The sequence below is a fragment of the Variovorax sp. WDL1 genome (genome assembly GCF_001541225.1).
Taxonomy (GTDB): Bacteria; Pseudomonadota; Gammaproteobacteria; order Burkholderiales; family Burkholderiaceae_C; genus Variovorax.
In genome coordinates, this window is sequence record NZ_LMTS01000255.1 from 48638 (window position 1) to 74804 (window position 26167).

30 protein-coding genes, 1 tRNA gene and 1 riboswitch are annotated in these 26167 nt (G+C 66.7%); of the genes, 15 read left to right on the forward strand and 16 right to left on the reverse strand.

From position 1 onward, the window contains the following. From APY03_RS31960 to APY03_RS31970, 3 genes are all read left to right on the forward strand, one after another. Positions 1-1555: vWA domain-containing protein (locus APY03_RS31960; protein ID WP_232324490.1), on the forward strand; the 1555-nt coding region annotated here is incomplete at its 5' end. 33 nt (positions 1556-1588) lie between these two features. Then, positions 1589-1665: transfer RNA gene (locus tag APY03_RS31965), tRNA-Met, on the forward strand. Positions 1666-1887: 222 nt separating this feature from the next. After that, on the forward strand, positions 1888-2268 hold the full coding sequence (locus APY03_RS31970; protein WP_232324491.1) for a hypothetical protein: 381 nt from the start codon (positions 1888-1890) through the stop codon (positions 2266-2268). A 348-nt stretch (positions 2269-2616) separates the two neighbouring features. On the opposite strand, the gene APY03_RS31975 is transcribed toward APY03_RS31970, so the two are convergent. The 4 genes from APY03_RS31975 to ruvB form a co-directional block, all read right to left on the reverse strand. Then, on the reverse strand, positions 2617-3876 hold the full coding sequence (locus APY03_RS31975; protein WP_068683530.1) for a glycosyltransferase: 1260 nt from the start codon (positions 3874-3876) through the stop codon (positions 2617-2619). Continuing rightward, complete coding sequence (locus tag APY03_RS31980) at positions 3873-4751, reverse strand: UDP-2,3-diacylglucosamine diphosphatase (RefSeq protein ID WP_068683532.1); 879 nt, start codon at positions 4749-4751, stop codon at positions 3873-3875. Before APY03_RS31980 ends, APY03_RS31975 begins: the two co-directional genes overlap by 4 nt. 88 nt (positions 4752-4839) lie before the next feature. After that, the gene (gene dmeF, locus APY03_RS31985; protein ID WP_068683534.1) at positions 4840-5796 is read right to left on the reverse strand and encodes a CDF family Co(II)/Ni(II) efflux transporter DmeF; all 957 of its coding nucleotides are present in this window, start codon (positions 5794-5796) and stop codon (positions 4840-4842) included. 9 nt (positions 5797-5805) lie between these two features. Then, positions 5806-6864 carry a Holliday junction branch migration DNA helicase RuvB gene (gene ruvB, locus APY03_RS31990; protein WP_068683536.1) on the reverse strand — a complete coding sequence of 353 codons (1059 nt, stop codon included), beginning with the start codon at positions 6862-6864 and terminating at the stop codon, positions 5806-5808. Between the two features lie 178 nt (positions 6865-7042). On the opposite strand from ruvB, the gene APY03_RS31995 reads away from it, so the two are divergent. Next, the gene (locus APY03_RS31995; RefSeq protein ID WP_068683538.1) at positions 7043-7477 is read left to right on the forward strand and encodes a hypothetical protein; all 435 of its coding nucleotides are present in this window, start codon (positions 7043-7045) and stop codon (positions 7475-7477) included. 61 nt (positions 7478-7538) lie between these two features. On the opposite strand, the gene ruvA is transcribed toward APY03_RS31995, so the two are convergent. Then, positions 7539-8111 (reverse strand): Holliday junction branch migration protein RuvA, encoded by a 573-nt coding sequence (gene ruvA, locus APY03_RS32000; protein WP_068683540.1) that lies wholly within the window; start codon positions 8109-8111, stop codon positions 7539-7541. Between the two features lie 34 nt (positions 8112-8145). On the opposite strand from ruvA, the gene APY03_RS32005 reads away from it, so the two are divergent. Then, a complete protein-coding gene (locus tag APY03_RS32005; protein ID WP_068683542.1) occupies positions 8146-9093 on the forward strand; it encodes a PhoH family protein in 948 nt (315 codons plus the stop codon). Next, positions 9093-9545: an rRNA maturation RNase YbeY gene (gene ybeY / locus APY03_RS32010; protein WP_068683544.1), complete on the forward strand. Its 453-nt coding sequence runs from the start codon at positions 9093-9095 to the stop codon at positions 9543-9545. The genes APY03_RS32005 and ybeY overlap by 1 nt, the downstream gene beginning before the upstream one ends. Here the strand turns inward: ybeY and dtd are convergent, their stop codons facing one another. After that, a complete protein-coding gene (dtd, locus tag APY03_RS32015; protein ID WP_068683546.1) occupies positions 9546-9986 on the reverse strand; it encodes a D-aminoacyl-tRNA deacylase in 441 nt (146 codons plus the stop codon). Continuing rightward, positions 9983-10918 carry a cation diffusion facilitator family transporter gene (locus APY03_RS32020; RefSeq protein WP_232081337.1) on the reverse strand — a complete coding sequence of 312 codons (936 nt, stop codon included), beginning with the start codon at positions 10916-10918 and terminating at the stop codon, positions 9983-9985. Before APY03_RS32020 ends, dtd begins: the two co-directional genes overlap by 4 nt. Positions 10919-11039: 121 nt before the next feature. On the opposite strand from APY03_RS32020, the gene APY03_RS32025 reads away from it, so the two are divergent. Together APY03_RS32025 and APY03_RS32030 are read left to right on the forward strand one after the other, a co-directional pair. After that, positions 11040-11540, forward strand: coding sequence for a FecR family protein (locus tag APY03_RS32025; RefSeq protein ID WP_068683548.1), 501 nt, complete (start codon positions 11040-11042; stop codon positions 11538-11540). After that, the gene (locus tag APY03_RS32030) at positions 11540-12148 is read left to right on the forward strand and encodes an OmpA family protein (RefSeq protein WP_068683550.1); all 609 of its coding nucleotides are present in this window, start codon (positions 11540-11542) and stop codon (positions 12146-12148) included. The genes APY03_RS32025 and APY03_RS32030 overlap by 1 nt, the downstream gene beginning before the upstream one ends. A gap of 12 nt (positions 12149-12160) precedes the next feature. Here the strand turns inward: APY03_RS32030 and tyrS are convergent, their stop codons facing one another. Beyond that, complete coding sequence (gene tyrS, locus APY03_RS32035) at positions 12161-13393, reverse strand: tyrosine--tRNA ligase (protein WP_068683552.1); 1233 nt, start codon at positions 13391-13393, stop codon at positions 12161-12163. 157 nt (positions 13394-13550) lie between these two features. Between tyrS and APY03_RS32040 the strand changes: the two genes are divergently transcribed. Then, positions 13551-14900, forward strand: a complete 1350-nt coding sequence (locus APY03_RS32040) for a M23 family metallopeptidase (RefSeq protein WP_068683554.1) — start codon at positions 13551-13553, stop codon at positions 14898-14900. 18 nt (positions 14901-14918) lie between these two features. Next, complete coding sequence (locus APY03_RS32045; protein ID WP_068683556.1) at positions 14919-16034, forward strand: anhydro-N-acetylmuramic acid kinase; 1116 nt, start codon at positions 14919-14921, stop codon at positions 16032-16034. Between the two features lie 65 nt (positions 16035-16099). On the opposite strand, the gene erpA is transcribed toward APY03_RS32045, so the two are convergent. The 3 genes from erpA to rplM form a co-directional block, all read right to left on the reverse strand. After that, on the reverse strand, positions 16100-16465 hold the full coding sequence (erpA, locus tag APY03_RS32050) for an iron-sulfur cluster insertion protein ErpA (protein WP_068683558.1): 366 nt from the start codon (positions 16463-16465) through the stop codon (positions 16100-16102). Positions 16466-16596: 131 nt separating this feature from the next. Next, positions 16597-16989, reverse strand: coding sequence for a 30S ribosomal protein S9 (gene rpsI, locus APY03_RS32055; protein ID WP_068683560.1), 393 nt, complete (start codon positions 16987-16989; stop codon positions 16597-16599). A 12-nt stretch (positions 16990-17001) separates the two neighbouring features. Next, positions 17002-17433, reverse strand: coding sequence for a 50S ribosomal protein L13 (gene rplM, locus APY03_RS32060; RefSeq protein ID WP_028249522.1), 432 nt, complete (start codon positions 17431-17433; stop codon positions 17002-17004). Positions 17434-17619: 186 nt separating this feature from the next. Here rplM and APY03_RS32065 point away from each other — a divergent pair, with 186 nt between their 5' ends. After that, entirely contained in the window at positions 17620-18522 is a 903-nt protein-coding gene (locus APY03_RS32065) for a 23S rRNA (adenine(2030)-N(6))-methyltransferase RlmJ (protein WP_068683562.1), read from the forward strand. 20 nt (positions 18523-18542) lie between these two features. Here the strand turns inward: APY03_RS32065 and APY03_RS32070 are convergent, their stop codons facing one another. Genes APY03_RS32070 through ahcY form a run of 4 tightly spaced genes read right to left on the reverse strand, consistent with a single transcriptional unit; the run spans position 18543 to position 22290 of the window. Continuing rightward, positions 18543-19226 (reverse strand): septal ring lytic transglycosylase RlpA family protein, encoded by a 684-nt coding sequence (locus tag APY03_RS32070; RefSeq protein ID WP_083944694.1) that lies wholly within the window; start codon positions 19224-19226, stop codon positions 18543-18545. Further along, on the reverse strand, positions 19223-20092 hold the full coding sequence (metF, locus tag APY03_RS32075) for a methylenetetrahydrofolate reductase [NAD(P)H] (RefSeq protein WP_232324492.1): 870 nt from the start codon (positions 20090-20092) through the stop codon (positions 19223-19225). The genes APY03_RS32070 and metF overlap by 4 nt, the downstream gene beginning before the upstream one ends. Further along, positions 20034-20831, reverse strand: coding sequence for a TlyA family RNA methyltransferase (locus APY03_RS32080; RefSeq protein ID WP_068683566.1), 798 nt, complete (start codon positions 20829-20831; stop codon positions 20034-20036). Before APY03_RS32080 ends, metF begins: the two co-directional genes overlap by 59 nt. 19 nt (positions 20832-20850) lie before the next feature. Continuing rightward, on the reverse strand, positions 20851-22290 hold the full coding sequence (gene ahcY, locus APY03_RS32085; protein ID WP_068683569.1) for an adenosylhomocysteinase: 1440 nt from the start codon (positions 22288-22290) through the stop codon (positions 20851-20853). Between the two features lie 65 nt (positions 22291-22355). Beyond that, positions 22356-22424: riboswitch (S-adenosyl-L-homocysteine riboswitch) on the reverse strand. Between the two features lie 359 nt (positions 22425-22783). Between ahcY and APY03_RS32090 the strand changes: the two genes are divergently transcribed. Further along, on the forward strand, positions 22784-23998 hold the full coding sequence (locus APY03_RS32090) for a tyrosine-type recombinase/integrase (RefSeq protein ID WP_068683570.1): 1215 nt from the start codon (positions 22784-22786) through the stop codon (positions 23996-23998). 292 nt (positions 23999-24290) lie between these two features. Here APY03_RS32090 and APY03_RS32100 read toward each other — a convergent pair whose 3' ends face one another. Continuing rightward, positions 24291-24524: a hypothetical protein gene (locus APY03_RS32100; protein ID WP_068683574.1), complete on the reverse strand. Its 234-nt coding sequence runs from the start codon at positions 24522-24524 to the stop codon at positions 24291-24293. Positions 24525-24806: 282 nt separating this feature from the next. Between APY03_RS32100 and APY03_RS32105 the strand changes: the two genes are divergently transcribed. From APY03_RS32105 to APY03_RS32115, 3 genes are read left to right on the forward strand one after another with little or no spacing between them, the layout of a single operon-like run. After that, positions 24807-25013, forward strand: coding sequence for a hypothetical protein (locus APY03_RS32105; RefSeq protein WP_197913153.1), 207 nt, complete (start codon positions 24807-24809; stop codon positions 25011-25013). A 12-nt stretch (positions 25014-25025) separates the two neighbouring features. Further along, complete coding sequence (locus APY03_RS32110) at positions 25026-25310, forward strand: hypothetical protein (protein ID WP_068683578.1); 285 nt, start codon at positions 25026-25028, stop codon at positions 25308-25310. Between the two features lie 18 nt (positions 25311-25328). Beyond that, entirely contained in the window at positions 25329-26156 is an 828-nt protein-coding gene (locus APY03_RS32115; RefSeq protein ID WP_068683580.1) for a hypothetical protein, read from the forward strand. Positions 26157-26167 lie beyond the last annotated feature (11 nt).

The window sequence follows — 26167 nt, forward strand, 5'->3', positions numbered from 1 at the left end:
ACCGGAGCTGCTGATGATTCCTCGCCCTTCCCGACTCTTCCAACGCTCGCTCGCCGCACTGCTGTGTACGCAGCTCCTGCTCAGCGCCTGCAGCGCCACCGAGAGCGCGCCCGGCCTCGCGCACTGGTCGTCGCCCGCGCCTCGGCCGGACCTGCCGAACTTTCCGTCGCCGCAATGGCCGGCCCAGGTGGTGGCGCGCACGGTGCCGAACTTCCAGGCGCCCTCAGCCACCCATTGCGCGCGGCCGGTGCAGACGTCGGAGACGCCGGGCCGCGCGGCGGGCCAGCGCGACGAAGCGGCGATCACGGGCGGCTACGGAGCCGCCCCCTTGGCGCGCGAGGAGCGAGCACGTCGCATGTCGCCCGGCGTGGCTTCGGCCGATGCCGCAGCCGCCACGCCGACGCCTACGAGCCCGCCCGCGCGCTCCGCCAAGGAGGCACCGGCCGCAGAAGCCGAGTCGGCACCGCGCTTCGCGCCGCCCGCGCCCACCCCGCAATTCCGCCCGCGCCCGCGTCCGGCGCAGGAGATCGTCACCGCCGGCATGGTCGACGACAACGCAGACTTCGCGGCCTACCTGCAATTCCGCCAGCGTACCCAGGTCGCACATCGCGAACGCGAGGTTAGCGAGCGCTATCTGCTGCAGGTACGCAACTGGCGCGGCGATCCGGTACCCGATGCAGAGGTCGCGGTGCAGGCCGCGAGCGGCGCCGCCATGTGGGCACGCACTGACGCGGCTGGGCGAGCCTGGCTGCATCCTCAGGCCTTCGATCCCTCGGGCAGCGCGATCTACGAAGTGGCCGTGCGCAAGAGCGGCCAACAAGGCACGGCCTTCCTTCGCCGCGGGCAGAAGAGCGCCGTCGACTTGGTGCTCAACGAGGCCGCGGCCCCGCAACGAGCCCGGCTTGACCTGGTCTTCCTGATCGACGCCACTGGCTCCATGGGCGACGAGATCGGGAAGCTCAAGGCCAGCCTGCGCAGCATCGCCAACGAGGTGGCGCGACTGCCGAGCCGCCCCGACACCTGCTTCGGCCTGGTCGCCTACCGCGACCGGGGCGACGAATTCATGGTGCGCCTCCATGACTTCACCAACGACCTGGGCGCCTTCCAGTTCGTGCTCGACGCGCTGCAGGCGGATGCCGGCGGCGACTATCCGGAGGCGATGAGCGAGGCGCTGCACGAGGCCGTGCACCGGCTGAGCTGGCGCGGTACCGGCGCGACGCGCCTGGTGGTACTGCTGGCCGACGCCCCGCCGCATCTGGACTACGGTGGGCCTCGGTACGACGAGGACATGATCGCTGCGCTGGGCAAGGGCATCAAGCTGTTCAGCGTGGGCGCGAGCGGGCTGGACAAGCAGGGCGAGTACATCCAGAGACAGATTGCCCAATACACCGGCGGACGCTTCGTGTTCCTCACCTACCGGGAGGCGGGCCATCCGGCCAGCGGCCCCGGCCGAGAGACGACGCACGACGTGAACAACTATTCCGTGCAGACACTGGATCGGCTGATCGTGCGGCTGGTCAGCGAGGAGCTCGCGAAACTGCCCCGGGGCGGTTGAGGCTCCGTCAAGCGGGGTTATAATTTTAGGCTCGGCTCTTTAGCTCAGTCGGTTAGAGCGATGGAATCATAATCCACAGGTCCGCGGTTCGAGTCCGTGAAGAGCCACCACCCACAAGAAAAGCCTGCTATCAAATCGATAGCAGGCTTTTCTCTTTGTGGCGTGGAAGTGCGGCAGCTCCGGCTTGATCCGGCATGCGCCATGCGCCTTGTCCGACAAGTTTCTGTGCACTGCCCCGCACCATCGACACCCGTCATTTGCCGGAGGGCGCGATGGATTCCCCGACTGCCGTGCACAAGAGCTATCAGCGATTCTTTGCCTGGACATTCCTCATGGCGACGGTGTTGGCTTTCGTGCTCGTCTGGGTTGAGCTTGCCTTTTCCCCGCTACCGGCACCGCCGCCCATGACCGCGCGGCCGACCGCCGGCGGGTTTGAATTGCATGACCTGCAGCTTCTGCTGACCGTGGCCGCACTGATCGCGGCGTTCGTATCGCTGGCGGGACTCATCGTGACCACGGCCCTGGCCTGGTTCGACCGCCGAAAGGCCCGCGCTCGCGCAGCGCTGGAACTCGCCTTCAAGCGGCAGGACCACATCAACTGGCTTGCAGCGAAGCGTGTCGACAGCTGGCTGGTGCCGGATCGGCGCCCTCCACCAATGCGCAGGCACCGACCGGGCCCGGCTGCGCGGCAAGTCCACGGCAGCGCCCATTGACCGGCAGCCATGAATGCCGCTGATAACAGGGCTCGCGGTCGTAGGCGGCTCGACTACTCCTCGGATCAGCCCAATTATTTATACATAAGTTCTCTTTTTTGAAGAAAACTTGGCGTCCGCACTGCTTTGTCGCGTGACCCTGATGATATTGTGTAGCTACTATGTACTACACGATTTTTCGTCGATCGCGCAACGAAGACCGGCCCGAGGACGGGACCGAGGCCAGCGACACCAGCAGACTCGCACCGCTCAACCCTGCCCACCTGACGCACGAACCGGTACGCCGACGCTGGTCCTGGATCCGCTTCGCGGCCGGCGCCGCGGTAGGCGCCTTGGTGTTCGAGGCCTTCAGGCTGGGCCTCCTCCAATTCCCTTGAGGGAGAGAGAGTCCCCGTGCCTGCGCCGGCGCAAGGGCCATTCCGGGATTGGCGCCTCGCCGCCCACCCGCGCTTCGGCCTGCGCCAGGATGGTCTGCAGAATTTCCGGTAACTCGAACACAGCCCGGTTGCGCACTTGGTGCGTGGCTGCACGGTAAAGGCCGAGATCGCGCACCAGCTCCTCGACCGCCTCGGGCACCGTGGCATAGCTGGAGCGAACGAGGCCCACGCCCTGCTCCCGCACCCAATGGGCGTTGTAGCGCTCCTGGGGCAGGGTCCAGCTGTTGCATACCACGATCACCGGCAGATGCAGCTGCACCGCCTCGCTGACGCTCCCGGGCCCCGGCTTGCCGATGAAGAAGTCGGACAGCTGCATGTAGTGGGCGACGTCGGGCGTGAAGCCCAGCACCAGCCGCGGCGCCTGCGCCGGCAGCGCGCGCAACGCCCCGGCCAGCGACTCGTTGTGGCCGCAAGCAAGGATCAGCTGCATGTCGGGTAGGCGCTTGGCGATGCCCATCATGGCCTTCGAGCCCTGCCCGCCGAACAGCACCAGGCCGGTCGGCCGGTCCGGGTCCAGGCCCAGGCGGCGACGCTCTTCGGCGCGATCGATCGGCTTGGTCTCATAGAAGGCCGAGCGGATCATCATCCCCGAGGTCGCATGGATGCGGTCCTCCGCGTAACCGGCCGCGCGAGCCTGCTGCACGGCCTTGGCCGAGCCGCAGACGAAGTACTGGTCCTGCCCCTTCTCGATCCAGAAATGCGGCGGATGATCGGCCAGGTCCGTCAGCACCGTCACATAAGGCACGCCCGGCAGCGCCGTGGCCACCGACTCGTAGAGCGAGCGGTTGAAGTTCGGGATCAGCGAAACCACCATGTCGGGTTCGGTCGCCAGCCAGTGCTGCTGCAGGGGTCGCACCAGCCTGGGCTTGGCCCAGCGGATCACCGCCTGCAGGACCTTGAGCTCGTGCGTGAGTCCCAGCGTCCAACCGCGCGCGAGCCGCTTGTTGTAGACGTCTTCCGGGTCCATGCCGGTCAGCTTGCGAAAGCCGTCGTTCGGATCGAGCACCTCGCGCAGGTTGACCAGGCGCACGGTCCACGGCAGGCCTGCGCGATGGATCGCGGCCTCCAGCGCCAGTGCGGAGGCGCGATGTCCGCCGCCGGCGTTGAAGTACACCAGGTCGACGGTTCGGTGGGCCGCGAGTGGCGGATGCGTCACGGGCGCGACCGTCATGCGTGCGCCGGCTCGCGCCGCGAAGCAGCGCGGCCGGCCCGCGCCATGACCGGCATGTGCTGGGCCCAGTGCAGGATCTCGAGCCTACCGTCGGAATGTTCGGCCAGCGCCGTGAGGCTCTCGACCCAGTCGCCGTCGTTGGCGTAGAGGATGCCGCCAACGTCACGCAGCTCGGCGTGGTGGATGTGGCCGCAGACCACGCCCTGCACGCCGCGCTTGCGGGCCTCGCGCGCGACGGCGCTCTCGAAGTCGCCCACATAGCTGACCGCGCGCTTGACCTTCCGCTTCAGGTACTTCGACAGCGACCAGTAGGGCAGCCCCATGCGCGCGCGCAGCGAGTTGAAGTGGCGGTTGAGCTTGAGCGTGAACTCGTAGAGCGAATCGCCCACATAGGCCAGCCACTTCGCGCACTGGATCACGCCGTCGAACAGGTCGCCGTGCATGATCCAGAGCTTGCGGCCGTCGGCGGTCTCGTGGATCCATTCCTCGGCCACGTCGATGCCGCCGAAGTTGTGGTGCAGGTACTTGCGCGCGAACTCGTCATGGTTGCCCGGGATGAAGATCACGCGCGTGCCCTTGCGCGCCTTGCGCAGGAGCTTCTGGATCACGTCGTTGTGCGCCTGCGGCCAGTACCAGTGGCGGCGCAGCTGCCAGCCATCGATGATGTCGCCGACCAGGAACAGCGTCTCGCACTCGGTGTGCTTCAGGAAATCGAGCAGTGCCTTGGCCTGGCAGCCGGGCGTGCCCAGGTGCAGATCGGAGATCCAGAGCGTCCGGTAGCGCTGCGAGGGGCGCGAGGCGTCGTCCTCCTCCGCACCCGGGGAGGCACCGGCCGTGTCGTGCCATGCACGGAGAAAGGCATCATCGCGTTGCATGGGGGACCATCGTCGCCAGGGCGGATGACGCGGCCATGGCGGTGCAGTGAAGCTTCGATGACAGGGCCGCGTCCGTCGCGGCGCAGCGTCACGCAGCGGCGTGACAGCGGTGGATCTCGATCGTCGAGTGCCTGATTTCCTCGTGCATCGCAAAGGTGGCTCGTACCTCGTCGGGCGTCAGCGTTGACGAATGCGTGACAACGCTGAGCGCGCAGGCGTAGGCGCCCTGGCCCACGCGCCACACGTGCAGGTCGGCGATGCGGGTGTGCGAATCGGCATGCGCCCGCTCGACGCCGTCGCGGATCTCCTCGACCACCGGATGATCCATCTCGCGGTCCAACAGCACCTTGGCCGTGTCGACCAGCAGACCGCGGGCCCAGCTCGCGACCAGCACCGCGCCGACGATACCCATCGCCGGGTCGAGCCAGGCCCACCCGTAGAGCCAGCCGCCGGCCAGCGCGACGATGGCAAGCACCGAGGTCGCGGCGTCGGCCACCACGTGCAGGTAGGCGGAGCGCAGGTTGAGGTCGTGGCCATGGCTATGCGCATGCCCCTCATGGTTGGACTCGCGGCCATGCTCATGGTGGTGATGGGCGCCGGCGAGCAGCCATGCGCAAAGCAGGTTGACCGACAAACCCAGCACCGCGACCACGATCGCCTCCCGGTATTGGATGGGGGCCGGCGCCCACAGCCGTTGGAGAGAGCCGATCACCATCAGCGCCGCGGCGCCGAGCAGGAAGAGCGCGCTGGCGAAGCCGCCAAGCACCTCGATCTTCCAGGTGCCGAAGGCGAAGCGCCGGTCGCCGGCGTAGCGCCGCGCCGCCGCATAGGCGAAGGCGCTCAGGCCGATCGCCACCGCGTGCGAGCTCATGTGCCAGCCGTCGGCCAGGAGCGCCATCGAGTTGAACCACCAGCCGGCGCCGATCTCGATCACCATCGCGGCCGCGGTGATCCACATCACCAGCCGCGTGCTGCGCTCGGCGGCCCGGTTGTCGTCCTGGAAGCGGTGCTCGTGCTGCCAGCCGCTCAGGTCACGGGTGTGCATGAGAAACCTTCAGTTGCCGAACATATCGCCGCTGTCGCGCTGCGGCGCCGCGACGCCCAGGTGCCTGTAGGCCGCGAGGGTGGCGATGCGCCCGCGGGGCGTGCGCTGCAGATAGCCCTGCTGGATCAGGTAGGGCTCGATCACATCCTCGATCGTGCCCGGCTCCTCGCCGATGCTGGCCGCGATGTTGTCCAGCCCGACCGGGCCGCCATCGAAGCGGTGGATGACCGCCTCCAGCAGCTTGCGGTCCATCAGGTCGAAGCCCTGCGGATCGACGTCGAGCATGGCCAGCGCCTTGTGCGCCAGCGCCTCGGTGATGCGGCCGTCGCCCTTGACCTGCGCGTAGTCGCGCACCCGGCGCAGCAGGCGGTTGGCGATGCGAGGCGTGCCACGCGAGCGGCGCGCGATCTCCAGGCCGCCGGCGTCGTCCGTCGGCACGGAGAGCAGGCCGGCGCTTCGGCGCACGATGCGCGCCAGTTCCTCGGCCGTGTAGAACTCCAGCCGCGCCACGATGCCGAAGCGGTCGCGCAGCGGGTTGGTCAGCATGCCGGCGCGCGTGGTGGCGCCGACCAGGGTGAAGGGCTGCAGGTCCAGCTTGATGCTGCGGGCGGCCGGGCCCTCGCCGATCATGATGTCGATCTGGTAGTCCTCCAGCGCGGGGTAGAGGATTTCCTCTACCACCGGCGAGAGGCGGTGGATCTCGTCGATGAAGAGCACGTCGTTGCGCTCGAGATTGGTCAGCAGCGCGGCCAGGTCCTTCGGCTTTTCCAGCACCGGGCCCGAGGTCTGGCGCAGGTTGACGCCGAGCTCGGCCGCGATGATGTGCGACAGCGTGGTCTTGCCCAGGCCCGGCGGACCGAACAGCAGCACGTGGTCGAGCGCCTCGGCGCGGTGCCGCGCCGCGCCGATGAAGATCTCCAGTTGCTCGCGCACCTTGACCTGTCCCACGTAATCGTCGAGCAGCTTGGGGCGCAGGGCCCGCTCGATCGCTTCTTCGTTGGGCGATGCCGGTGCGGCAGAGACCACGCGTTGCGGGGCCGGGGCAAAGTCGTCGGTCTGGATAGTCATGGCGTAGGCTCGACGGACAGTTTAGTCGGCCGAACGGGATGCTGAGGGTTGGCGCAGGGCTGCCGCCGTACGCCCCTGCGGCAGAATGCGCCACCGTGGAAGGTGGGCGTGTCCATCTACCAGCTGAAGCCGCGATCCCAGGCCCTGCTGACACAGCTGACTTCCGGGAAATTACGCCATGAATGACGACGACCGCGCCCTGTGCGCCGCCACCGCCGGCCTGCTACGGGCCGGCGGCACGCTGGCCCTGTGGGGCCTTGCGCTCTCCGTCATTTCAGCCCTGGTGCTGGCGCTGACGGGGCGCTCCCTGCCTTCGGCCGCCTGGGCAGCCTTCGCCGTCGTCGCGTTGATCGCCTTGCCCGAACGCTACCTGGCCATGCGGGTGCGGCTCGAGGCGGCGCTGTTCGACGGGCTGGCGGGGAGCATGATCGCCTCGGGCCCCTCCATGGACCGCGCGCTCGCGACGCTCGGCCTGCGCCGCCGCGCGGATGGCACGCGGCCCCTGGTCGACCGCGTATTCGAAGCCCGGCAGCTGATGCAGCGCCACGGCATCGCGGTGATCGCGCAGACGATCGTCTTCGCCATGGCACTCGCGACGCAGGACTGGCGCTGAGACGCGGATCGGCAGGATTGCGGGACCTTCGATCGAAGGCCACGGCGGCATGCCGGACCGGCTACTTCGCCAATGCCTTCAGCGCGAGCTTGATGCCTTCCCCCACCCCCACGTCCTTCGGCAGCGCCTTGAGCGCCGCCGCCGCCTCGCGATCGCTGTAGCCCAGCGCGAGCAGCGCCTGCAGGATGTCGGCCTGGGCATCGGTGGCGGCATGCGCAGGTGCACCGATGTCGGCGCCCAGCTTGCCCTTGAGCTCGAGCAGGAGCCGCTCGGCCGTTTTCTTGCCGATGCCGGGGATCTTCACCAGCCGACCGGACTCCTGCAGCGTGACGGCCTGGGACAGCTCCCCCACGCTCATGCCGCTCAGGAGGCCGAGCGCGGTACGCGGCCCGACCCCGGAGATCTTGATCAATTGCCTGAACGCAGCACGCTCCTCGGCCGTGCCGAAGCCGTAGAGGATCTGCGCGTCCTCGCGCACCACGAAATGCGTCAGCAGCGAGACGCGCTCGCCCGCCGGGGGCAGGTTGTAGAAGGTGCTCATCGGCACGTCGACCTCGTAGCCGACGCCGTTGCAGTCCACCACCACCTGGGGCGGGTTGCGCTCGGCCAGGATGCCGGTGAGTTTGCCTATCATGGGTGCCCTTCTCGCTTTTGAAAATGAAATCCGCGTGATTCTGCGACACACCTTCGCCCCGCCCAACAACAGCCGCCTGGGCCACCTCTGCGGTCCGCTGGACGCGCACCTGCGGCGCATCGAGGAGGCGCTGGACGTCAAGGTCGCGCACCGGCACGAGCAGTTCAAGGTCGAAGGCCACAAGGAAAACGCGCAGCGCGCGATGGACGTGCTTCAGGCGCTCTACGAGATCGCCCAGCGCCCCATCGACGCAGCCGTGGTGCAGCTCACGCTTGCCGGCGACAGCACGCTGGGCGAGGCCGAGGATGGCGCCGTCAAGCTCGCCACGCGGCGTACCGACCTGCGCGCCCGCACGCCCAACCAGAGCGTTTACCTGCACAACATCGCCGAGCACGACATCACGCTGGGCATCGGCCCGGCCGGCACCGGCAAGACCTACCTGGCCGTGGCCAGCGCAGTCGATGCGCTGGAACGCAGCGCGGTGCAGCGCATCGTGCTCACGCGCCCCGCCGTGGAGGCCGGCGAGCGGCTCGGCTTCCTGCCGGGTGACCTGACGCAGAAAGTCGACCCCTACCTGCGTCCGCTGTACGACGCCCTCTACGATCTGATGGGCTTCGATCGCGTGCAGAAGGCCTTCGAGCGCAACACGCTGGAGATCGCCCCGCTGGCCTTCATGCGCGGGCGCACGCTCAACAACGCCTTCGTCATCCTCGACGAGGCACAGAACACCACGCCCGAGCAGATGAAGATGTTCCTCACGCGCATCGGCTTCGGCGCCAAGGCGGTGGTGACAGGCGACGTAAGCCAGATCGACCTGCCGAAGGCGCAGCTGAGCGGCCTGATCGATGCCGAACGCGTGCTCAGGCGGGTCAACGGCATCGCCATCACGCATTTCACCAGTGCCGACGTGGTGCGGCATCCGCTGGTGGCCCGCATCATCGATGCCTACGACGGCGCGCGCAAACGCGCGGCCACGCGCTGATGGCGCTGGCCAGCTTGTCGCTGTCGCTGCAGTTCGCGCGCTTTCGCGAGGTGGCGCGCCACCGCACCGCGCTGCCGCGGCACCGGGTCGCGCGCTGGATCCGCCACGCGCTCGAGGCCGACGGCGAGATCACGGTGCGCATCGTCGATGCCGAGGAAGGCCAGCAGCTCAACCGCGAGTTCCGCGGCAAGGACTACGCGACCAACGTGCTGACCTTCGACTATGCACAGGACCCGGTGGTGATGGCCGACCTGGTGCTGTGCGCGCCGGTGGTCGCGCGCGAGGCAAAGGAACAGCGCAAGACCCTGGCCGCGCACTACGCCCACCTGCTGGTGCACGGCACGTTGCATGCCCAGGGCTGGGACCACGAGACCGGCGAGGCCGATGCAGAGGCAATGGAGGCGCGCGAGATCGAAATCCTCGCTGGCCTCGGGATCAGGAACCCCTATTGACTATGTCATCTGCAGCGGGATGGTGACCGGCCCGTCGTTCACCAGCCGCACCTGCATGTCTGCGCCGAATTCCCCGGTGGCGACCACCGGATGCGCCGCACGCGCCTGCGCAACGAAGTACGCGTAGAGCCGCCGCCCCTCATCGGGCGGCGCGGCCTGGGTGAAGCTGGGTCGGTTGCCGCCGGTAGCATCGGCCGCCAGCGTGAACTGGCTCACCACCAGCAGGCCGCCGCCCGTGTCCTGCACGCTGCGGTTCATCTTGCCGGCCTCATCCGAAAAGATGCGCAGCTTGAGGATCTTCGTCAGCATCCGGTCCGCCTGCGCCTCGCCGTCGCCGCGCTCGGCGCACAGCAGCACCAGCAGGCCGGGGCCGATGGCGCCGACGGTGCGACCCGCGATGTCGACGCGCGCCTCGGTCACGCGCTGCAGCAGCGCTCTCACCGGGGCGTCTCCTGGATCTGCGTGGCGCGCGCCTCCATGCCCAGCGGGAGCAGCTGGATGGTCACGCGCAGCCCGGGCACGGCGTCCATCAGGGCCTGCTCGAGCGCGTCGCGCAGGTCCGCGGCGCGCTGCAGCGGCCACTCGCCGGGCACATGCATATGCAGGTCGGCGAAGCGGCGCTGGCCGGCCCGGCGCGTTGCGATATCGTCGAAGCGCAGTTGCCGACCCTCGGGCACGCTGGCAGCGAAATGCTCCAGCGCGGCATACAGGAGGGCTTGCGACTCGGGGTCGAGTGCCTCGTCCATCAAGCCTTGGGAGGAGCGCCAGACCAGTCGCACACCCTCGCGCGCGATGTTGAGCGCCACGCCGATCGCGAGCAGCGGGTCGAGCCACAGCCACCCCGTCAGCACGACCGCGGCAATGCCAACGAGCACGCCGGCCGAGGTCCATACATCGGCCATGAGGTGTTTCGCATCGGCCTCGAGCGCGATGGAGCGATGGGTGCGCGCGGCGCGGAACAGTGCGAGGGCCAACGCCGCATTCAGAGCCGAGCTCAGCACCGACAGCGCCAGGCCCCAGCCCAGTTGCTGCAACGGCTCGGGCGAGAGCAGCCGCACGATCGCGGCCCACAAGATCGCCGCGGCCGCGGCAATGATCAGGACGCCCTCGAAGCCGGAGGAGAAGTACTCGGCCTTGTGATGGCCATAGGGATGGTCCGCATCGGCTGGCCGCGCCGCGATCGTGACCATCGCGAGCGCGAACATCGCGCTGGCCAGGTTGACGAAGGACTCCATCGCGTCCGAGATCAGGCCCATGGAATTGGTCAGCCAGCCGGCCGCGCCCTTCAGCACGATGGTGGCCAGGGCGACTGCGATCGAGATGCGCAGCAACAGCTTCGGGCTTAACGCCCTGGGCGATGGGGAGGGAACCAGGAACGACAAGAAGCAATCAGAGAGGCGCTGCAGCGGGAGGCCGATTATGGGGTTCAGCTCGCACGACGGGCGGTCGCGTACCATCCCTCTGGCCCATCAAGAACCTTTGTTGCCATACAAAATGAATAAAAGATGCCTTGCCACGATGCTGTGCGGCCTTCTCCTGTCCGGCGCCGGTGCGCTCGCACAGACCGCTCCGGCATCCTCCGCTGCGTCTGGCCTGCCCCCGGCCGCCGCCGAGCACGCGGGCATCCTGAAGTCCGTGCGCGGGAAGGTCATGCTGCTGAGTGCCGACGGCAGCGCACGGCCGGCGCAGGCCGGTGATCCCGTTGCGCCCATCGACCGTCTTCAGACAGAGGCCGGCTCGGCCGCCAGCCTGGTGCTTCGCGACGGCACGACGATGGTGGTGGGGCCCTCGTCGCGGCTCGATCTCAAGCAGTTCCATTTCGATTCGACGACGCACGATGGCGGTCTGCTGGTGTCGCTGCTGCGCGGATCGCTGCGCATGGTCACCGGCCTGATCGGCAAGACGCAGCCCGATGCAGTGCGTGTGGAGACCCAGACCGCCACCATCGGCATCCGCGGCACCGACTTCATCGTGGAGGCGGACGCCGCGCAGTGATGGTGCAGCGCCGCCCCGTCGTTCTCGCCGCCGCACTGTCGGCGGCGCTGCTCGCAGCCTGCGCCGCGCCGTCCGCAACACGCGTGATCCTGTTGCCTCAAACGGATGGCACGTCCTCGGCGGTGGTCGTGCGTGCCAATAGCGATGACGAACGGACGCTGTCGCAGCCCTACCAGCGCGCGACGGTCAAGGCCCGAGGCGCGCCGGCGATCGACCAGATCGATCCGGCCCGGCTGCAGACCGAGCACAAGGCGCTCTTCGAGATGATGCCGGGGCCGGTGCTGAACTACACCGTGTACTTCGATATCGGCGGCTCGGTCCTCACCGGCTCCTCGCAGGCCGCGATGAACGACGCCCTCAAGGCCGCGCTGGCGCGCAGCGGCGGCGAGATCGTGGTGACGGGGCATACCGACACGCTCGGCTCCTCGGCCCGCAACGACGAGCTGTCGCGGCGCCGGGCCGAGCAGATCAGGCAGCTGTTCCTGGCACAAGGCTTTCCGGCACAGCGGATCGACGTGGCGGGCCGCGGCGAGCGCGACCTGGCCATCCCGACGGCCGACGAGGTCGAAGAGCCACGCAATCGTCGGGTGGCCATCGAGGTCCGCTAGGACCCGAGCCCATCAGTTGAGCGTCACGCGGGCGAACTTTCGCTTGCCGACCTGCACGATGTAGGTACCCGCGTCCAGCTTCAGCCCTTTGTCGCCGACCACGCCGGAGTCCACGCGCACGCCGCCGCCGTCGATCAGGCGGTTGCCCTCCGATGTCGACGGCGCAAGGCCCGCCTGCTTGAGCAGCTGCGCGATGCCCAGCGGGGCGCCCGACAACGAAACTTCCGGAATCTCGTCCGGCACGCCGCCCTTGCTGCGATTGATGAAGTCCTGCTCCGCCGCCTCGGCCGCCGCCGCGCTGTGGAAGCGCGTGGTGATCTCCTTGGCCAGCGCGACCTTGGCGTCCTTCGGGTTGCGGCCGCCATCGACCTCGGCCCTCAGCGCCGCGATCTCGGCCAACGAGCGAAAGGACAGCAGCGTGTACCAGCGCCACATGAGCTCGTCCGAGATCGACAGGACCTTGGCGAACATGGTGTTGGCGTCTTCGCTGATGCCGATGTAGTTGTTCTTGCTTTTCGACATCTTCTCGACGCCGTCCAGCCCCTCCAGCAGCGGCATGGTGAGGATGCACTGCGGCTCCTGTCCGTACTCCTGCTGCAGATGGCGGCCGACGAGGAGGTTGAACTTCTGGTCCGTGCCGCCCAGCTCGAGGTCAGACCGAAGCGCCACCGAGTCGTAGCCCTGCATCAGCGGGTAGAGGAATTCATGCACCGAGATCGACTGCCCGGCCTTGAAGCGCTTGCTGAAGTCGTCGCGCTCCATCATCCGCGCCACCGTGTATTTGGCGGCCAGCTGGATCATGCCGCGCGCGCCCAATGGATCGCTCCACTCGGAGTTGTAGCGAATCTCGGTCTTGGAAGGGTCCAGCACCAGGCTCGCCTGGCGGTAGTAGGTCTGCGCGTTGGCCTCGATCTGCTCGCGCGAGAGCGGTGGCCGGGTGCTGTTGCGGCCTGAAGGGTCGCCAATGGTCGTGGTGAAGTCGCCGATCAGGAAGATCACCGTATGGCCCAGGTCCTGCAATTGCCGCATCTTGTTGAGCACCACCGTGTGGCCGATGTGGATGTCCGGGGCGGTCGGGTCGAGGCCCAGCTTGATGCGCAACGGCTGTCCGGTGTCCTCCGAGCGCTGGAGCTTCTTCACCCACTCCTCTTGTGGCAGCAGCTCATCAGTCCCACGAAGTGAAATTTCGAGGGCCTGTCCTACACCTTTGGACAGACTTGTTGTTGTAACAAAACCCGGTTTCATGGCTAATTGCAGCAGCTTTCCGTATGTCCGAAGCTATACTGCCCGGACTTTTTCAAGCGCCGGATTCTAAGCGGCGCTTTCTCCGCACCGCCCTGCCGCCCGTCCGATACGGCTTCTCGCAGGCGGATTTGCTGAACCTGAGCTGGAATTCGTAGTTTTGATCAACGGCATCTTGGCCGCCGAGGAAGCGCTTGCTTCCAGGCTGGCGCACACCTTCAGGACATACCCCCGGCAGATTACGGCGGCCATCGCCGCCCTGCTGCTGTCCGCCGGCGGCGGTGCCTTCGCCGTCGCATCCCTCGGTCCGGACGCGTCCGAACTGCCCGTCAAGCAGGTGTTCGAGGCAGTCAAGCCGCTCGCCTTCGAGAACCAGGTGGAAGCGCTCGACACCCATGGCTTCACCCTCTTTCGCACCGAGATCACGCGCTCGAGCGACACCGCCGAGGCGCTGCTGCGACGCCTGGGCATCGCAGACGATGCCGCGGCGGCCTTCGTGCGCGGCAACCCCGAAGCGCGCATGGCACTGCTCGGCCGCGCGGGCCGCACCGTGACGGCCGAGGCCAGCCAGGACAATACCTTGCAGAAGCTCAGCGCCCGCTGGATGCCCGATGGCGACGGCGCCTTCAAGCGCCTGGTGGTCGAGAAGGTCGGCGGCGGCTTCCGCGCCCGTACCGAAACCGATGCCTTGACCCCGGGCACCCGGCTGGCCAGCGGCATCGTGCGCAGCTCGCTCTTCGCCGCGACCGACGACGCGCGAATCCCCGATTCGGTGGCCAGCCAGCTGGCCGACATCTTCTCCGGCGACGTCGACTTCCGTTCGCTGCGCAAGGGCGACCGATTCGCCGTCGTCTACGAGACCTTCGACGCCGATGGTCAGACGCTGCGCAGCGGCCGCGTGCTGTCGGCGGAGTTCGAGAACAACGGCAAGCTCCACCAAGCGCTGTGGTTCCAGGAACCCGGCCAGAAGGGCGCCTACTACCGGCCCAATGGCGACAGCCTGCGCCGCGCCTACCTGAACTTCCCGGTCGAGTTCACGCGGGTCTCGAGCGGCTTCGCGGCGCGCTTGCACCCGATCCTCAACACCTGGCGCCAGCACAACGGCGTCGATTACGCGGCCCCGACCGGCACGGCGGTGCGCAGCGTGGGGGACGGCACTGTGGAGTTCGCGGGGACGCAAAGCGGCTACGGCAATATCGTCATCGTGAACCACCGCAACAATCAGCAGACGGCCTATGCGCACCTCAGTCGCATCGATGTCAAGACCGGTCAGGTCCTGACCCAGGGCCAGACGCTCGGCGCCGTCGGCTCGACAGGCTGGGCGACCGGCCCGCACTTGCATTTCGAGTTCCGCATCAACGGTGAATACCACGATCCCACGACCATCGCCCAACAGGAAGGCGGGGCTCCCATCTCGCCGGCCGCGCGACCTTCCTTCGACCGCTTGGCATTAGCCACCCGCGCCGAACTGGCTGCGGCCTTCTCCGTCGTCCAGGCCAGCGCCGACTAGGCGATCGCTCCCTCCGGCATGGCTGAAGAGCTCTTCATCGGCCTGATGTCCGGCACCTCGCTTGACGGCGTAGACGGCGTCCTGGCCGACTTCTCCAGCGGGCGCATCGCAGTGCGTGCCCACGCGACGGCGAGCTTTCCGGTTTCACTGCGTGCCGAGCTGATGGCGCTCAACTCACTTGGCGGCGACAACGAATTGCACCGCGCCGCCCTGGCCGGCAACGGGCTTGCCCGGGTCTACGCCGACGTTGTCGGGCAACTGCTCGCCGATACCGGCACTTCGCCCGCCGCCGTGACCGCCATTGGCGCGCATGGGCAGACCGTCCGGCACCGGCCCGGCGAGTTCGACGACGTCGGATATACCCTACAGATCAACAACCCCTCGCTGGTTGCGGAGCTGACCGGCATCTGCGTGGTCGCCGATTTCCGCAGCCGCGATCTCGCGGCCGGTGGGCAGGGCGCGCCGCTGGTGCCCGGTTTCCACCGGGCGCTGTTCGCGCGCGAAGAGCAGGCGGTGGCGGTGCTCAACATCGGCGGCATCTCCAATCTGAGCCTGCTGCCGGCCGGCAGCGGCACGGTGCTGGGCTTCGACTGCGGCCCCGGCAATGCGCTGCTCGACCATTGGTGCCAGAGCCATATCGGCCAGCCTTTCGATACAGGCGGCCGCTGGGCGGCCACCGGCCGCGTGCTGCCCGACCTGCTCTCGCGCTGTCTGGCGGACCCCTATTTCGCCAAGCCACCGCCCAAGAGCACCGGCCGCGACCTTTTCAATCCAACCTGGCTGGCTGCGCGCCTGGCGGGCGCAGCCGCCCAGCCGGCCGATGTCCAGGCCACGCTGGCCGAGTTGACGGCCCTGGTCTGCGCCACCGAGCTGCAGCGCCATGGCGAAGACATCCGCCTGCTGATCATCTGCGGCGGCGGCGCGCTCAACGAGCACCTGATGGGTCGGTTGAGGGCCCTGCTGCCCGCGGTGCGGGTGCTCTCCTCGGCCGAGTGCGGGCTGCCGCCCCAGCAGGTCGAGGCGGCCGCCTTCGCATGGCTGGCGCGCAGCACGATGCGCCGGGAATCCGGCAACCTGGCGAGCGTGACGGGCGCACGCGGGGCTCGCGTGTTGGGCGCGATCTACCCGGCCTGAATCGCCGCCCTCGGTCAGGCAGCAAAAAGCCGCCCGAAGGCGGCTCTTGCTGCGTAGTCAACCGCTCAGGCCGAGAAGCTGGACCCGCAGCCGCAGGTGCTCGTGGCATTCGGGTTCTTGATTACGAACTGGGCTCCCTGCAAGTCTTCCTTGTAGTCGATCTCGGCGCCGACGAGGTACTGGTAGCTCATGGCATCGATCAGCAGCGACACGCCGTTCTTGGTCATCGTCGTGTCGTCCTCGTTCACGATCTCGTCGAAAGTGAAGCCGTACTGGAAGCCCGAGCAACCGCCGCCCTGGACGAAGACGCGCAGCTTGAGATCAGGATTGCCTTCCTCGGCGATCAGGTCGGCCACCTTGGCGGCCGCGCTGTCGGTGAAGACGATCGGTTCGGGCATCTGAGTTTGAATGTTTTCGGCAACGGCGCTCATAAATAGAGGACTCCTGTGGAGGGGCCGAACGGAGCGGCCAACTCGAGAATGCTACTGCAATAACCAAAAAGCCGCCCGAAGGCGGCTTTTTGGCAGTACGGGCGATAAGCCCAAGGCAATCGGCAGACCGATCAGCGCTTCGAGAACTGCTTGCGGCGGCGTGCGGAATGCAGGCCGACCTTCTTGCGCTCCACTTCGCGGGCGTCGCGGGTCACGAAGCCTGCCTGGCTCAACACCGGCTTGAGCGATGCGTCGTAGTCGATCAGCGCACGAGTGATGCCGTGGCGCGTCGCACCGGCCTGACCCGACTCGCCGCCGCCTGCCACATTGACCATGATGTCGAAGGTCTCGACGTTGTCGGTCAGGTAGAGCGGTTGCTTGGCGATCATGATCGAGGTTTCGCGGCCGAAGAACTTGCTGATGTCCTTGCCGTTGACCGTGATCTTGCCGGAGCCTTTTTTAAGAAACACGCGGGCGACGCTGGATTTGCGACGGCCGGTGCCATTGTTCCATTCACCAATCATTCTCAAGGCTCCTTAGAGTTCCAGCACTTTGGGCTGTTGGGCGGTGTGAGGATGCTCTGCACCACCGTACACCTTGAGTTTCTTGATCATGGCGTAGCCCAGCGGACCCTTGGGCAGCATGCCCTTGACGGCCTTTTCCAGGGCGCGGCCCGGATGCTTGGCTTGCATGTCGCGGAAGTTGGTGGCCGTGATGCCGCCGGGGTAACCCGAGTGGCGGTAGTACACCTTGTCAAGCGGCTTCGCGCCGGTGACTCGCAGCTGGGCTGCGTTAATGATGACGATGAAGTCACCGGTATCGACGTGAGGCGTGTAAATGGCCTTGTGTTTGCCGCGTAGACGGAGAGCAACTTCGCTGGCTACTCGTCCGAGGACCTTGTCGGTCGCGTCAATCACAAACCACTCGTGCGTCACGTCAGCGGGCTTGGCGCTGAACGTCTTGGTCATGAGTTTTCCTTGGAGGGAAAGTGGTTTGGCGGGCCCTTTTCCACGGTCGGCGTTCCTCTGACGGGAATCTCTTAGGTGGGGTCAAATGCTCCGCCGCGGGGCCACAAAACGCTGCGAAGCCCACGATTATACAAAGTACGGACCGATCAGGGCAGCGGCGGACCCAGGACAGTTACCATCCACCCTATGTTCAGCTACCGCCACGCCTTCCATGCCGGCAACCATGCCGATGTGCTCAAGCACACGGTGCTGATCGCCGCGCTCGAGCACCTGCTCGAGAAGGACACGGCGCTCACGGTCGTCGACACCCATGCCGGCGCCGGGCTGTACCGCCTCGACGGCGACTACGCTGGTACCAGCGGTGAAGCAGCCGAAGGCGTGCTGCGGCTGCTCTCCGAAGCCAAGGCAAAGGCCGACGAGGCGCCGCTCGCCGACGCCCTGGCACGCTACCTCGCGGTGATACGCGATTTCAACCCCAAGGGCGGCGCCCGCATCTATCCCGGCTCCCCTTTCATCGTCCATCACCTGCTGCGCGAACATGACAAGCTCAAGCTCTTCGAGCTGCATCCTACCGACGCGCGCACCCTGAGCGCAAACATCGCCCAGCTCGAGGCAGGCCGCCAGATCGCGGTGCTGCGCGACGACGGCTTCGGCAGCGCCACCAAGTTCCTGCCGCCGCCCTCGCGCCGGGCGCTGGTGCTCTGCGACCCCAGCTACGAGATCAAGAGCGACTACGGGCGCGTGCTTGACTTCGTCGCCGAGGCGCTCAAGCGTTTCGCGACCGGCACCTACGCGATCTGGTATCCGATCATTCCGCGACCCGAGGCGCACGATCTGCCGCGCCGTCTCAAGACCCTGGCCACCAAGGCCGGCAAGCCTTGGCTGCACGCCACGTTGACCGTCAAATCGAGCAAGATCCTCACAGACTCCTCCGGCGTCCAGCACCGGCCGGGGCTGCCCGCGAGCGGCATGTTCCTCGTCAATCCGCCCTTCACGCTGAAGCCTCAGCTCGAAGCCGCCCTGCCCCAGATGGCGCAGCGCCTCGCGCAGGACCGTCACGCAGCCTTCTCGCTCGACAGCGGCGGCTGAGCCGCGGCTGACCGGCGTCGTCAGCGCCGCAGGCGCGGCGGCACCTCGCGGGTACGCCGGGGCGCCGGGTTCCTCGCAGGCTTCGCGGCCTTGGCTTCCGGCGGCGGCGCATCCATCACTGCGGGATCGAACTCCATATCGCCGCAACGCGTGCTGTTCTCGCCCATGATCGACAGCGCCACCTGCTTGATCCCCAGCCCCAGCATGTCCAGCGCATCGGCCGCGGCCCTGCTGAGGTCGATGATGCGTCCGGCCGCGTACGGCCCGCGGTCGTTGATGCGCACCAGCACCTCGCGGCCGTTGACCAGGCTGCGCACGCAGACGCGGGTGTTGAAGGGCAGGGTCTTGTGGGCGGCGGTCATGGCCGTCATGTCGAAGCGCTCGCCGTTGGCGGTCTTGCGCTGATGAAACTGGATGCCGTACCAGGAGGCGCCGCCGCGCTCGAAGATCTCGCGCGGCCCTGCGTCCCCGGGCACGCCGTCGTCCTCGGCCGCGCCCGAAACCGCGAGGTCGTAACGCACCGAGGGCACTTGAGAGCGCGGCGGTGCGCCGGGCGGCAGCGCGGGCTGGCGGGCCAGCGGGCGCAGGCCGGTGCCGCTTTCGCCGGGCGCAGGCGGCGGCGCGGGCTGCTGCGTGGTGCAGGCGGCCAGCACAGCAGCGGCCAGGACCAGCGCGAGCCGTTTCGCGAGCCAGGGCCCGCTCATCCTTCCCAACCCAGCCGGTCCAGCAACGCAAGCGTCGCCACCGACTGGTTCATGGTGTAGAAGTGCATGGCGGGCGCGCCGCCGCTCGCCAGGCGCTCGCAGAGCTCGGTCACCACGTCGAGGCCGAAGGCCTTGATCGAGGCGGTGTCGTCGCCAAAGCCCTGCAGCCGCAGCCGGATCCAGCGCGGGATCTCGGCGCCGCAGGCATCGGAGAATCGCATCAGCTGGGTGGAGCTGGTGATTGGCATGATGCCCGGGACGATCGGCGTGTCGAGTCCGAGCCCCCGCGCCTCCTCGACAAAGCGGAAGTACGCCTCGGGACTGAAGAAGTACTGCGTGATCGCGGCGTCGGCCCCGGCGCTCACCTTGGCTGCAAAGGCCCGCAGGTCAGCCTCGGGCGAGCGCGCCTGCGGGTGCACTTCGGGATAGCACGCGACCTCGATGTGGAAATCGCGTCCGGTCTCCTCGCGGATGAAGCCGACCAGGTCGCTCGCATAGTGGAACTCGCCACCCATGCCGTAGCCGCTGGGCAGGTCGCCGCGCAGCGCCACCAGGCGCTTGACGCCCATGGCCTTGAGTTCCTTCAGCTGCTCGCGCACGGTCGTGCGGGTGGCGCCGATGCAGGAGAAATGGCACGCGGCATCGACTCCCTCGCCGAGGATCTCGCGCACCGTACCGAAGGTTCCCTCGTGGGTGGAACCGCCCGCGCCATAGGTGACCGAGCAGAACTCGGGGCGGCGCGCATAGAGCTGCTGGCGCACGGCGCGCAGCTTGACCGCGCCTTCGGGCGTCTTGGGCGGAAAGAATTCAAAGCTCAACGGAAGGCGCACGGCCGGCTCCTGGTGGGCCGCTCGCGAAAGCGGCATGGATGAAGAATTCGCGGTTGCCGTCGCCACCTGCGATCGGACTGTCGAACCAGCCCCTTACCTGCAGGCCGAGCGCCTCGCAGGCCGCTCGCAGGCGCTGTTCGACCACCGGATAGAGCGAGGCATCGCGCACGATGCCTCCCTTGCCGATCTGGGCCGGCTGCAACTCGAATTGAGGCTTGACCAGCATCAGGAGTTCGCCTGTCGGGGTGAGCAGCGGAACCAGGGCAGGCAGCACGAGCGTGAGCGAGATGAACGACACGTCACCGACGATCAGGTCGAACTGCGTCTCCGCCGGCGATGTGGCGCCCCAGGCCGAAGCATCGAGCACGCGCGCATTGACGCCCTCGATCGCTGTGACGCGCGGGTCGGCGCGCAGCCGCGGATGCAACTGGCCATGTCCGACATCGACACCCACCACATGCACAGCCCCTTGCTGCAGCAGGCAGTCGGTGAAGCCGCCGGTCGATTGGCCGACGTCGAGGCAACGCCTGCCGCGCACCTCGATGCCAGCCGCAGCCAGCGCGCCCTCGAGCTTCAGCCCGCCACGCGAGACATAGCGCGCCTCGGCCGCGTCGAGAAGTTCGAGCTCGGCATCCTCTGGCACATCCTCGCCGTTCTTGCCCACCGTGCGCCAGCGCACACCGTCGCGCCAGCGCAGGCCCCCTGCGATCAGGCGCACGGCCTGCGAGCGCGACGCGGCCAGGCCGCGTTCGACGAGCAACTGGTCGGCGCGCACGGCGTTGCGCGGCCCCCGCTCAATAGCGGTAGCTGTCCGGCTTGTAGGGACCGTTCTTGTTCACGCCGATGTACGCGGCCTGCGCGTCCGTCAGCACCGTGAGCTCGGCCCTGAGCTTGGACAACTGCAGGCGAGCGACCTTTTCGTCCAGGTGCTTGGGCAGCACATAGACCTTGCCGGCCTGGTAGGCGTCGGGCTTGGTGAAGAGTTCGATCTGCGCGATCGTCTGGTTGGCGAAGGAGGAGCTCATCACGTAGCTCGGATGGCCCGTGCCGCAGCCCAGGTTCACCAGCCGGCCCTTGGCCAGCAGGATGATGCGCTTGCCGTCCGGGAAGATCACGTGGTCGACCTGCGGCTTGATCTCTTCCCACTCGTACTTCTCGAGCGAGGCGACTTCGATCTCATTGTCGAAGTGGCCGATGTTGCAGACGATCGCCTGGTCCTTCATCGCGGCCATGTGCGCATGCGTAATGACGTCCTTGTTGCCGGTGGTGGTGACGAAGATGTCGGCCTTGTCGGCGGCATATTCCATAGTCACGACGCGGTAGCCTTCCATCGCGGCCTGCAGCGCGTTGATCGGGTCGATCTCGGTCACCCACACCTGGGCGCTGAGCGCACGCAGGGCCTGGGCCGAGCCCTTGCCCACGTCGCCGTAGCCGGCCACCACCGCCACCTTGCCGGCGATCATCACGTCGGTGGCGCGCTTGATGCCGTCCACCAGCGACTCGCGGCAGCCGTAGAGATTGTCGAACTTGCTCTTGGTCACCGAGTCGTTCACGTTGATGGCGCGGAACAGCAGCGTGCCCTTGGCAGCCATCTCGTTGAGGCGGTGCACGCCGGTGGTGGTCTCCTCGGTCACGCCGATGATCTCGGCCGACTTGCGGGTGTACCAGGTGGGATCGACCGCCAGCTTGGCCTTGATCGCGGCGTAGAGGATGCGCTCCTCGTCGCTGGTCGGGTTGGCCAGCACGCCCTGGTCCTTCTCGGCCCTCTGGCCCAGGTGCATCAGCAGCGTGGCGTCACCGCCGTCGTCCAGGATCATGTTCGGGCCTTCGCCGGCCGCGCCCTTGGGGCCGAAGTCGAAGATGCGGTGGGTGTAGTCCCAATAGTCCTCGAGCGACTCGCCCTTGATCGCGAACACCGGCGTGCCGGCGGCGGCGATCGCGGCGGCCGCGTGGTCCTGGGTCGAGAAGATGTTGCAAGAGGCCCAGCGCACCGTGGCACCCAGGGCCTGCAGCGTCTCGATCAGCACGGCGGTCTGGATCGTCATGTGCAGCGAGCCGGTGATGCGCGCACCCTTCAGCGGCTGGCTCCTGGCGAATTCTTCGCGGATGGCCATCAGGCCGGGCATCTCGGTTTCGGCAATCTTGATTTCCTTGCGGCCCCAGGCGGCAAGGGACAGGTCGGCGATCGCCTGGTCGGCAGTGGACACCGGGGAAGCTTTGAGAACGGCGCTCATGTTGGCTCCAAACAAACTTGATTGAATGAGCCGCTGCGATCGGGGAAGAAACTCACCGCGAGAACAGCGGTTGAGCGTGGTTGCGGTTGGGTCCGAGCCTCACGCCTGGCGGCGCTGCAACGCTCCTCGGAAGCGGCGGATTTTACCCGAGCGGCGCCAGAATGCCACGGGCATCGATAATTGCGGGTTCGGCCGACGCCCGCGGCCCACTGCCTTCATCCGTTCGCTTCTTCATGTCTTTCGCCTCCGAAACCCGACGCCGTCGCACCTTCGCGATCATCTCTCACCCCAAGGCCCGCCTCTGAGTCAGGCGGGGTCAAGCCAAGACACGGCTGACCCCTTTACGTGGTTTGCGCGAGGAAAGAGGCCTGCCGGGCATGGTCAAGTCCTGTCAGGGTGAGACAGGTCGAGACAACGGGTTTGGGTACATGGACGTGTACATAAACCACCCGATTCGCACCGCTCTCGCGCTATGTACACACCGGGGGTACGTATGGCGTTGTCGGACACATGGCTCAAGGCCAACAATGGGAAGGAGCGCGTAGCGCTCGAAGAACGTAGCGACCGCGAGGGCTTGGGCGTGCGGGTCACGCCCAAGGGCAAGATCACCTTCCAGCTTCGCTACCGCTTCGATGGAAAGCCCAAGAGACTCGACCTTGGGAGCTATCCGCTGATATCGCTCAAAGATGCCCGCTCGGAGGCGCAGCGGCTCCGCGCCCGCCACGAGCAGGGCCACGATCCGCAGATCGTGCGGTTCCTTGAGAAGCAGGCCATCATCAAGGCCGACTCCATCGAGTCTCTGTTTCGGCAGTGGTACGAGGCCTACTGCAAGAAGAACAAGAAGGGCCACCACGACATCCTGCGCAGCTTCGAGCTGCATGTGTTCCCGGTGATCGGCAAGCTGCCCGCCGAACAGGTCACCTTGCATGAGTGGCTGAATCTGCTGGAGAAGCACGCGACGCTGCGGCCCGGAATCGCCGAGCGCATCCTGATCAACGCCAAGCAGATGCTGAAATGGGCCATGAGGCGGAAGCTGATCGCCACGAGCGCGCTCGCCGGGATCAACGCCAAGGAAGACCTGCAGATCAAGAAGCTTCCCGGCGCGCGCACGCTCTCAGCTGATGAGATCGCGCGCGTCTGGCGCGCGGTCGAGCGCTCCCGAATGGCCGCGAAGAACCGGCTCTTCCTGAAGCTCTGCCTGATCTATGGCTGCCGCAACGGCGAACTACGCCAGGCTGAGAAGAGCCACTTCGATTTCGAGCGCGGCGTCTGGACGGTGCCGCCTGCCAACCACAAGCTCGGGCACGCGACCGGCAAGCCGCTCTTGCGCCCGATCACTCCCGAGATCGCCCCTCTGATCAAGGAGGCGATGGCTCTGAGCGATGGCAGTCACTACCTATTCACCAACACGGGCAGCGACAAGCCCATGGGGACGAGCGCGCCGCTGGCGCTCCCCTACAACGTCATGCAGTGGCTACGGCGGCACGAGCGGTTCGAGATGGACCATTGGTCGGTTCACGACCTGCGCCGCACGGCGCGGACGAACTTCTCGACGCTGACAGCCCCGCACATCGCCGAGATCATGCTCGGCCATCGGCTGCCGGGAGCATGGCAAGTCTACGACCATCACGACTACCTGCAAGAACAGGCGGCGGCCTACACCGCCTGGTTCAATAAGCTGAAGACGCTCACGACGCCGAGTTTGTGAGCGAGAAAAGCCCGCGCCGATAGGGAGCGCGGGCCTACCCACAAGTCGTGGGTTCTTCCAATTTAGAAAGCGATGTCGTCGTCGCCCTTGTCAAATGCCGCTATCGGCGAGGGGGACGGTTCAGCTTCCATCTCTTCGAACATCGCCGTGTTCAGCATACAGCTTAGGTAGGCGTCTGCATCTGGAAAGCCTCGCGCGCGGCACTCGCTTTCCGCAAACGCGGCGATCTCAGGCGGCAAGCACAGCGTGATGGCGTAGCAACCGCCCTGCAGTCTACGCAGCGTTGACGCCCTCATAGGCGGTCACTCCCGATGGTTTCGACCATGGCACCTGCGCACGTGCGCGCGCGCTCCCGGTGCTCCCATGCAGCGACATCGCCAGCATCCCACAGGTTGAAGCTCCCCGCATGCTGCATGCAGGGCGGCGGGAAGGGATTGATGGCGCGCTTCATGCGCCGAAACAGCGTACGGGCGGAGCAGCGGTAGCGCAGGCATAGGTCCCTGGTGGAGTGATAGCTGATTGACATCGCACGGTCCTTTCGTGGATGTCGCCCACTCTATGCACCGCGGCCCGTTGTTCTCCTCGTCCGTTCCTCGCGCCTTTTCCTGATCGCGGTAGAGGGCTCCCGCGGACTTACGCGGGTACTCGCGGACCACGAGGACCTGCAGGCCGCAGAAATCGGCGGTTTTCCCACCAGCATTAACCACTTTTTAGGGCCTGTACGCGCATGCTGAAATTATGAAAATCATAGGTTGCAGCGGCGGAGGGGCATTCATCGATGCAGATACTCATACACGGAGAGATGTCGATGGCCGACATTCGTCAGGCCATTTTCGAGAAGCTTCATGAGCTGGAGGACGACTACGCGGTGAAGTTCTCGCGCGGCGCAACCCTCTACGTCAATCCGACTGACGGCAAGGGCCACAACGTCGAGCCCCGCCGTCATGGGCGTAGCGTCAAGAAACTCGATTGCGACGGCCCCTACCGGTCGGCAGCCGACGACTTCAAGCTGTAGAGGGACGGGCCGATGACAAAGCCACCCTTCTACATCGGACTCGAAGAAGCACGGCAGGCGTTGTCCGAGATCGGCATCAATCTAACCCCGAAGCAGATCAAGCGCGCCGCTGACCCCGACGCGGCAGGCCGTCGCAAGCTGCCCTTCTTCGTCGATCCTATCGACGGACGCCTCAAGATCGAACGCGGCACCCTTTTGGAAATCTATATGCGCTGCCAGGTCGAGGCCGAGCGCGCAGCCCACGTCCACCCCACGCGGTTGCCTCACGCGCCGAAATTGTTTGACCCGAGTCCATGAGTGCGGTAACGGTGATTCATGGCAGACATCAGGAAAAGAACAGGCGCGAAGGGCACAACCTATCAAGTCCGCTACGCCGACCCGTCGTCCGAGACGGGCTACTCATACAAGACATTTGACACGGCAAAGGAAGCGCGCGCATTCCGCGAAGACTCTGCCGCGCGCGCATCCGCGAGTGCTCGGCACGGTGAGCGCACAGTGCCTGAGGCTGTTGAAGCCTGGCTCAAAGTCTGCGAGAAGGAAGGGCGCGACGGGCGTGCGCCCGTCTCCCCTTCAACCCACAAGCAGTACTGCTACATCGCCGACATCATCAAGTCGTACCACTGGCAGAAGGATGTTGCGGCCCTCACCAAGCCTGACATCATTGCGTTTCGTTCTTGGCTGATCGCCAATCATGGACGCTACCTTGCTGCGAAGACCCTGCGCACCTTTCATGGTGTCCTCGGTGAAATGGCGACGCGCGGTGTGGTGTCAGTCAACGTCTCTACAGGGGTTAGCGTCCGCAAGGAAACACGCTACGACGAGCCGATCGCAGTTCCCTCGCACGAGGAAGTGAAAGCGCTCCTCAAGGCAGCCGATGAGCTTGCCAACTCGAAGAATCGTCAGACTGCGCGCGCGTGGGCGCGCTATCGCCCGATGCTCTATCTCGCGGTGGATTCAGGTATGAGGCCGCAGGAGTATGTGGCCGTGGCAGGTGCAAACCTGCGCGACGGCGGTATCCATGTTGACCGGGCAATTGATCGCGGCGGAGAGCTGTCCGTGACCAAGACGCCAGCAGGGCGACGATTCATTGAGCTTAGTCCTGACACCTTCGAGATGCGTATGCGTCCGGCAATCCCATCTTGAATGCGGCTTAG

Excerpts from the sequence above, each read along its gene's own strand:
- APY03_RS31975 (WP_068683530.1), bottom strand. The coding sequence starts at position 3,876 with ATGACGGTCGCGCCCGTGACGCATCCGCCACTCGCGGCCCACCGAACC.
- APY03_RS32110 (WP_068683578.1), top strand. The coding sequence starts at position 25,026 with ATGACAAAGCCACCCTTCTACATCGGACTCGAAGAAGCACGGCAGGCG.
- ahcY (WP_068683569.1), bottom strand. The coding sequence starts at position 22,290 with ATGAGCGCCGTTCTCAAAGCTTCCCCGGTGTCCACTGCCGACCAGGCG.
- rplM (WP_028249522.1), bottom strand. The coding sequence starts at position 17,433 with ATGACCAAGACGTTCAGCGCCAAGCCCGCTGACGTGACGCACGAGTGG.
- tyrS (WP_068683552.1), bottom strand. The coding sequence starts at position 13,393 with ATGAAACCGGGTTTTGTTACAACAACAAGTCTGTCCAAAGGTGTAGGA.
- APY03_RS32045 (WP_068683556.1), top strand. The coding sequence starts at position 14,919 with ATGGCTGAAGAGCTCTTCATCGGCCTGATGTCCGGCACCTCGCTTGAC.
- erpA (WP_068683558.1), bottom strand. The coding sequence starts at position 16,465 with ATGAGCGCCGTTGCCGAAAACATTCAAACTCAGATGCCCGAACCGATC.
- metF (WP_232324492.1), bottom strand. The coding sequence starts at position 20,092 with ATGCCGCTTTCGCGAGCGGCCCACCAGGAGCCGGCCGTGCGCCTTCCG.
- APY03_RS32115 (WP_068683580.1), top strand. The coding sequence starts at position 25,329 with ATGGCAGACATCAGGAAAAGAACAGGCGCGAAGGGCACAACCTATCAA.
- dmeF (WP_068683534.1), bottom strand. The coding sequence starts at position 5,796 with ATGCACACCCGTGACCTGAGCGGCTGGCAGCACGAGCACCGCTTCCAG.
- APY03_RS31970 (WP_232324491.1), top strand. The coding sequence starts at position 1,888 with ATGGCGACGGTGTTGGCTTTCGTGCTCGTCTGGGTTGAGCTTGCCTTT.
- APY03_RS32090 (WP_068683570.1), top strand. The coding sequence starts at position 22,784 with ATGGCGTTGTCGGACACATGGCTCAAGGCCAACAATGGGAAGGAGCGC.
- APY03_RS32070 (WP_083944694.1), bottom strand. The coding sequence starts at position 19,226 with ATGAGCGGGCCCTGGCTCGCGAAACGGCTCGCGCTGGTCCTGGCCGCT.
- ruvA (WP_068683540.1), bottom strand. The coding sequence starts at position 8,111 with ATGATAGGCAAACTCACCGGCATCCTGGCCGAGCGCAACCCGCCCCAG.
- APY03_RS31980 (WP_068683532.1), bottom strand. The coding sequence starts at position 4,751 with ATGCAACGCGATGATGCCTTTCTCCGTGCATGGCACGACACGGCCGGT.
- ruvB (WP_068683536.1), bottom strand. The coding sequence starts at position 6,864 with ATGACTATCCAGACCGACGACTTTGCCCCGGCCCCGCAACGCGTGGTC.
- rpsI (WP_068683560.1), bottom strand. The coding sequence starts at position 16,989 with ATGATTGGTGAATGGAACAATGGCACCGGCCGTCGCAAATCCAGCGTC.
- APY03_RS32100 (WP_068683574.1), bottom strand. The coding sequence starts at position 24,524 with ATGTCAATCAGCTATCACTCCACCAGGGACCTATGCCTGCGCTACCGC.
- APY03_RS32105 (WP_197913153.1), top strand. The coding sequence starts at position 24,807 with ATGGCCGACATTCGTCAGGCCATTTTCGAGAAGCTTCATGAGCTGGAG.
- APY03_RS31995 (WP_068683538.1), top strand. The coding sequence starts at position 7,043 with ATGAATGACGACGACCGCGCCCTGTGCGCCGCCACCGCCGGCCTGCTA.
- APY03_RS32025 (WP_068683548.1), top strand. The coding sequence starts at position 11,040 with ATGAATAAAAGATGCCTTGCCACGATGCTGTGCGGCCTTCTCCTGTCC.
- APY03_RS32030 (WP_068683550.1), top strand. The coding sequence starts at position 11,540 with ATGGTGCAGCGCCGCCCCGTCGTTCTCGCCGCCGCACTGTCGGCGGCG.
- APY03_RS32065 (WP_068683562.1), top strand. The coding sequence starts at position 17,620 with ATGTTCAGCTACCGCCACGCCTTCCATGCCGGCAACCATGCCGATGTG.
- ybeY (WP_068683544.1), top strand. The coding sequence starts at position 9,093 with ATGGCGCTGGCCAGCTTGTCGCTGTCGCTGCAGTTCGCGCGCTTTCGC.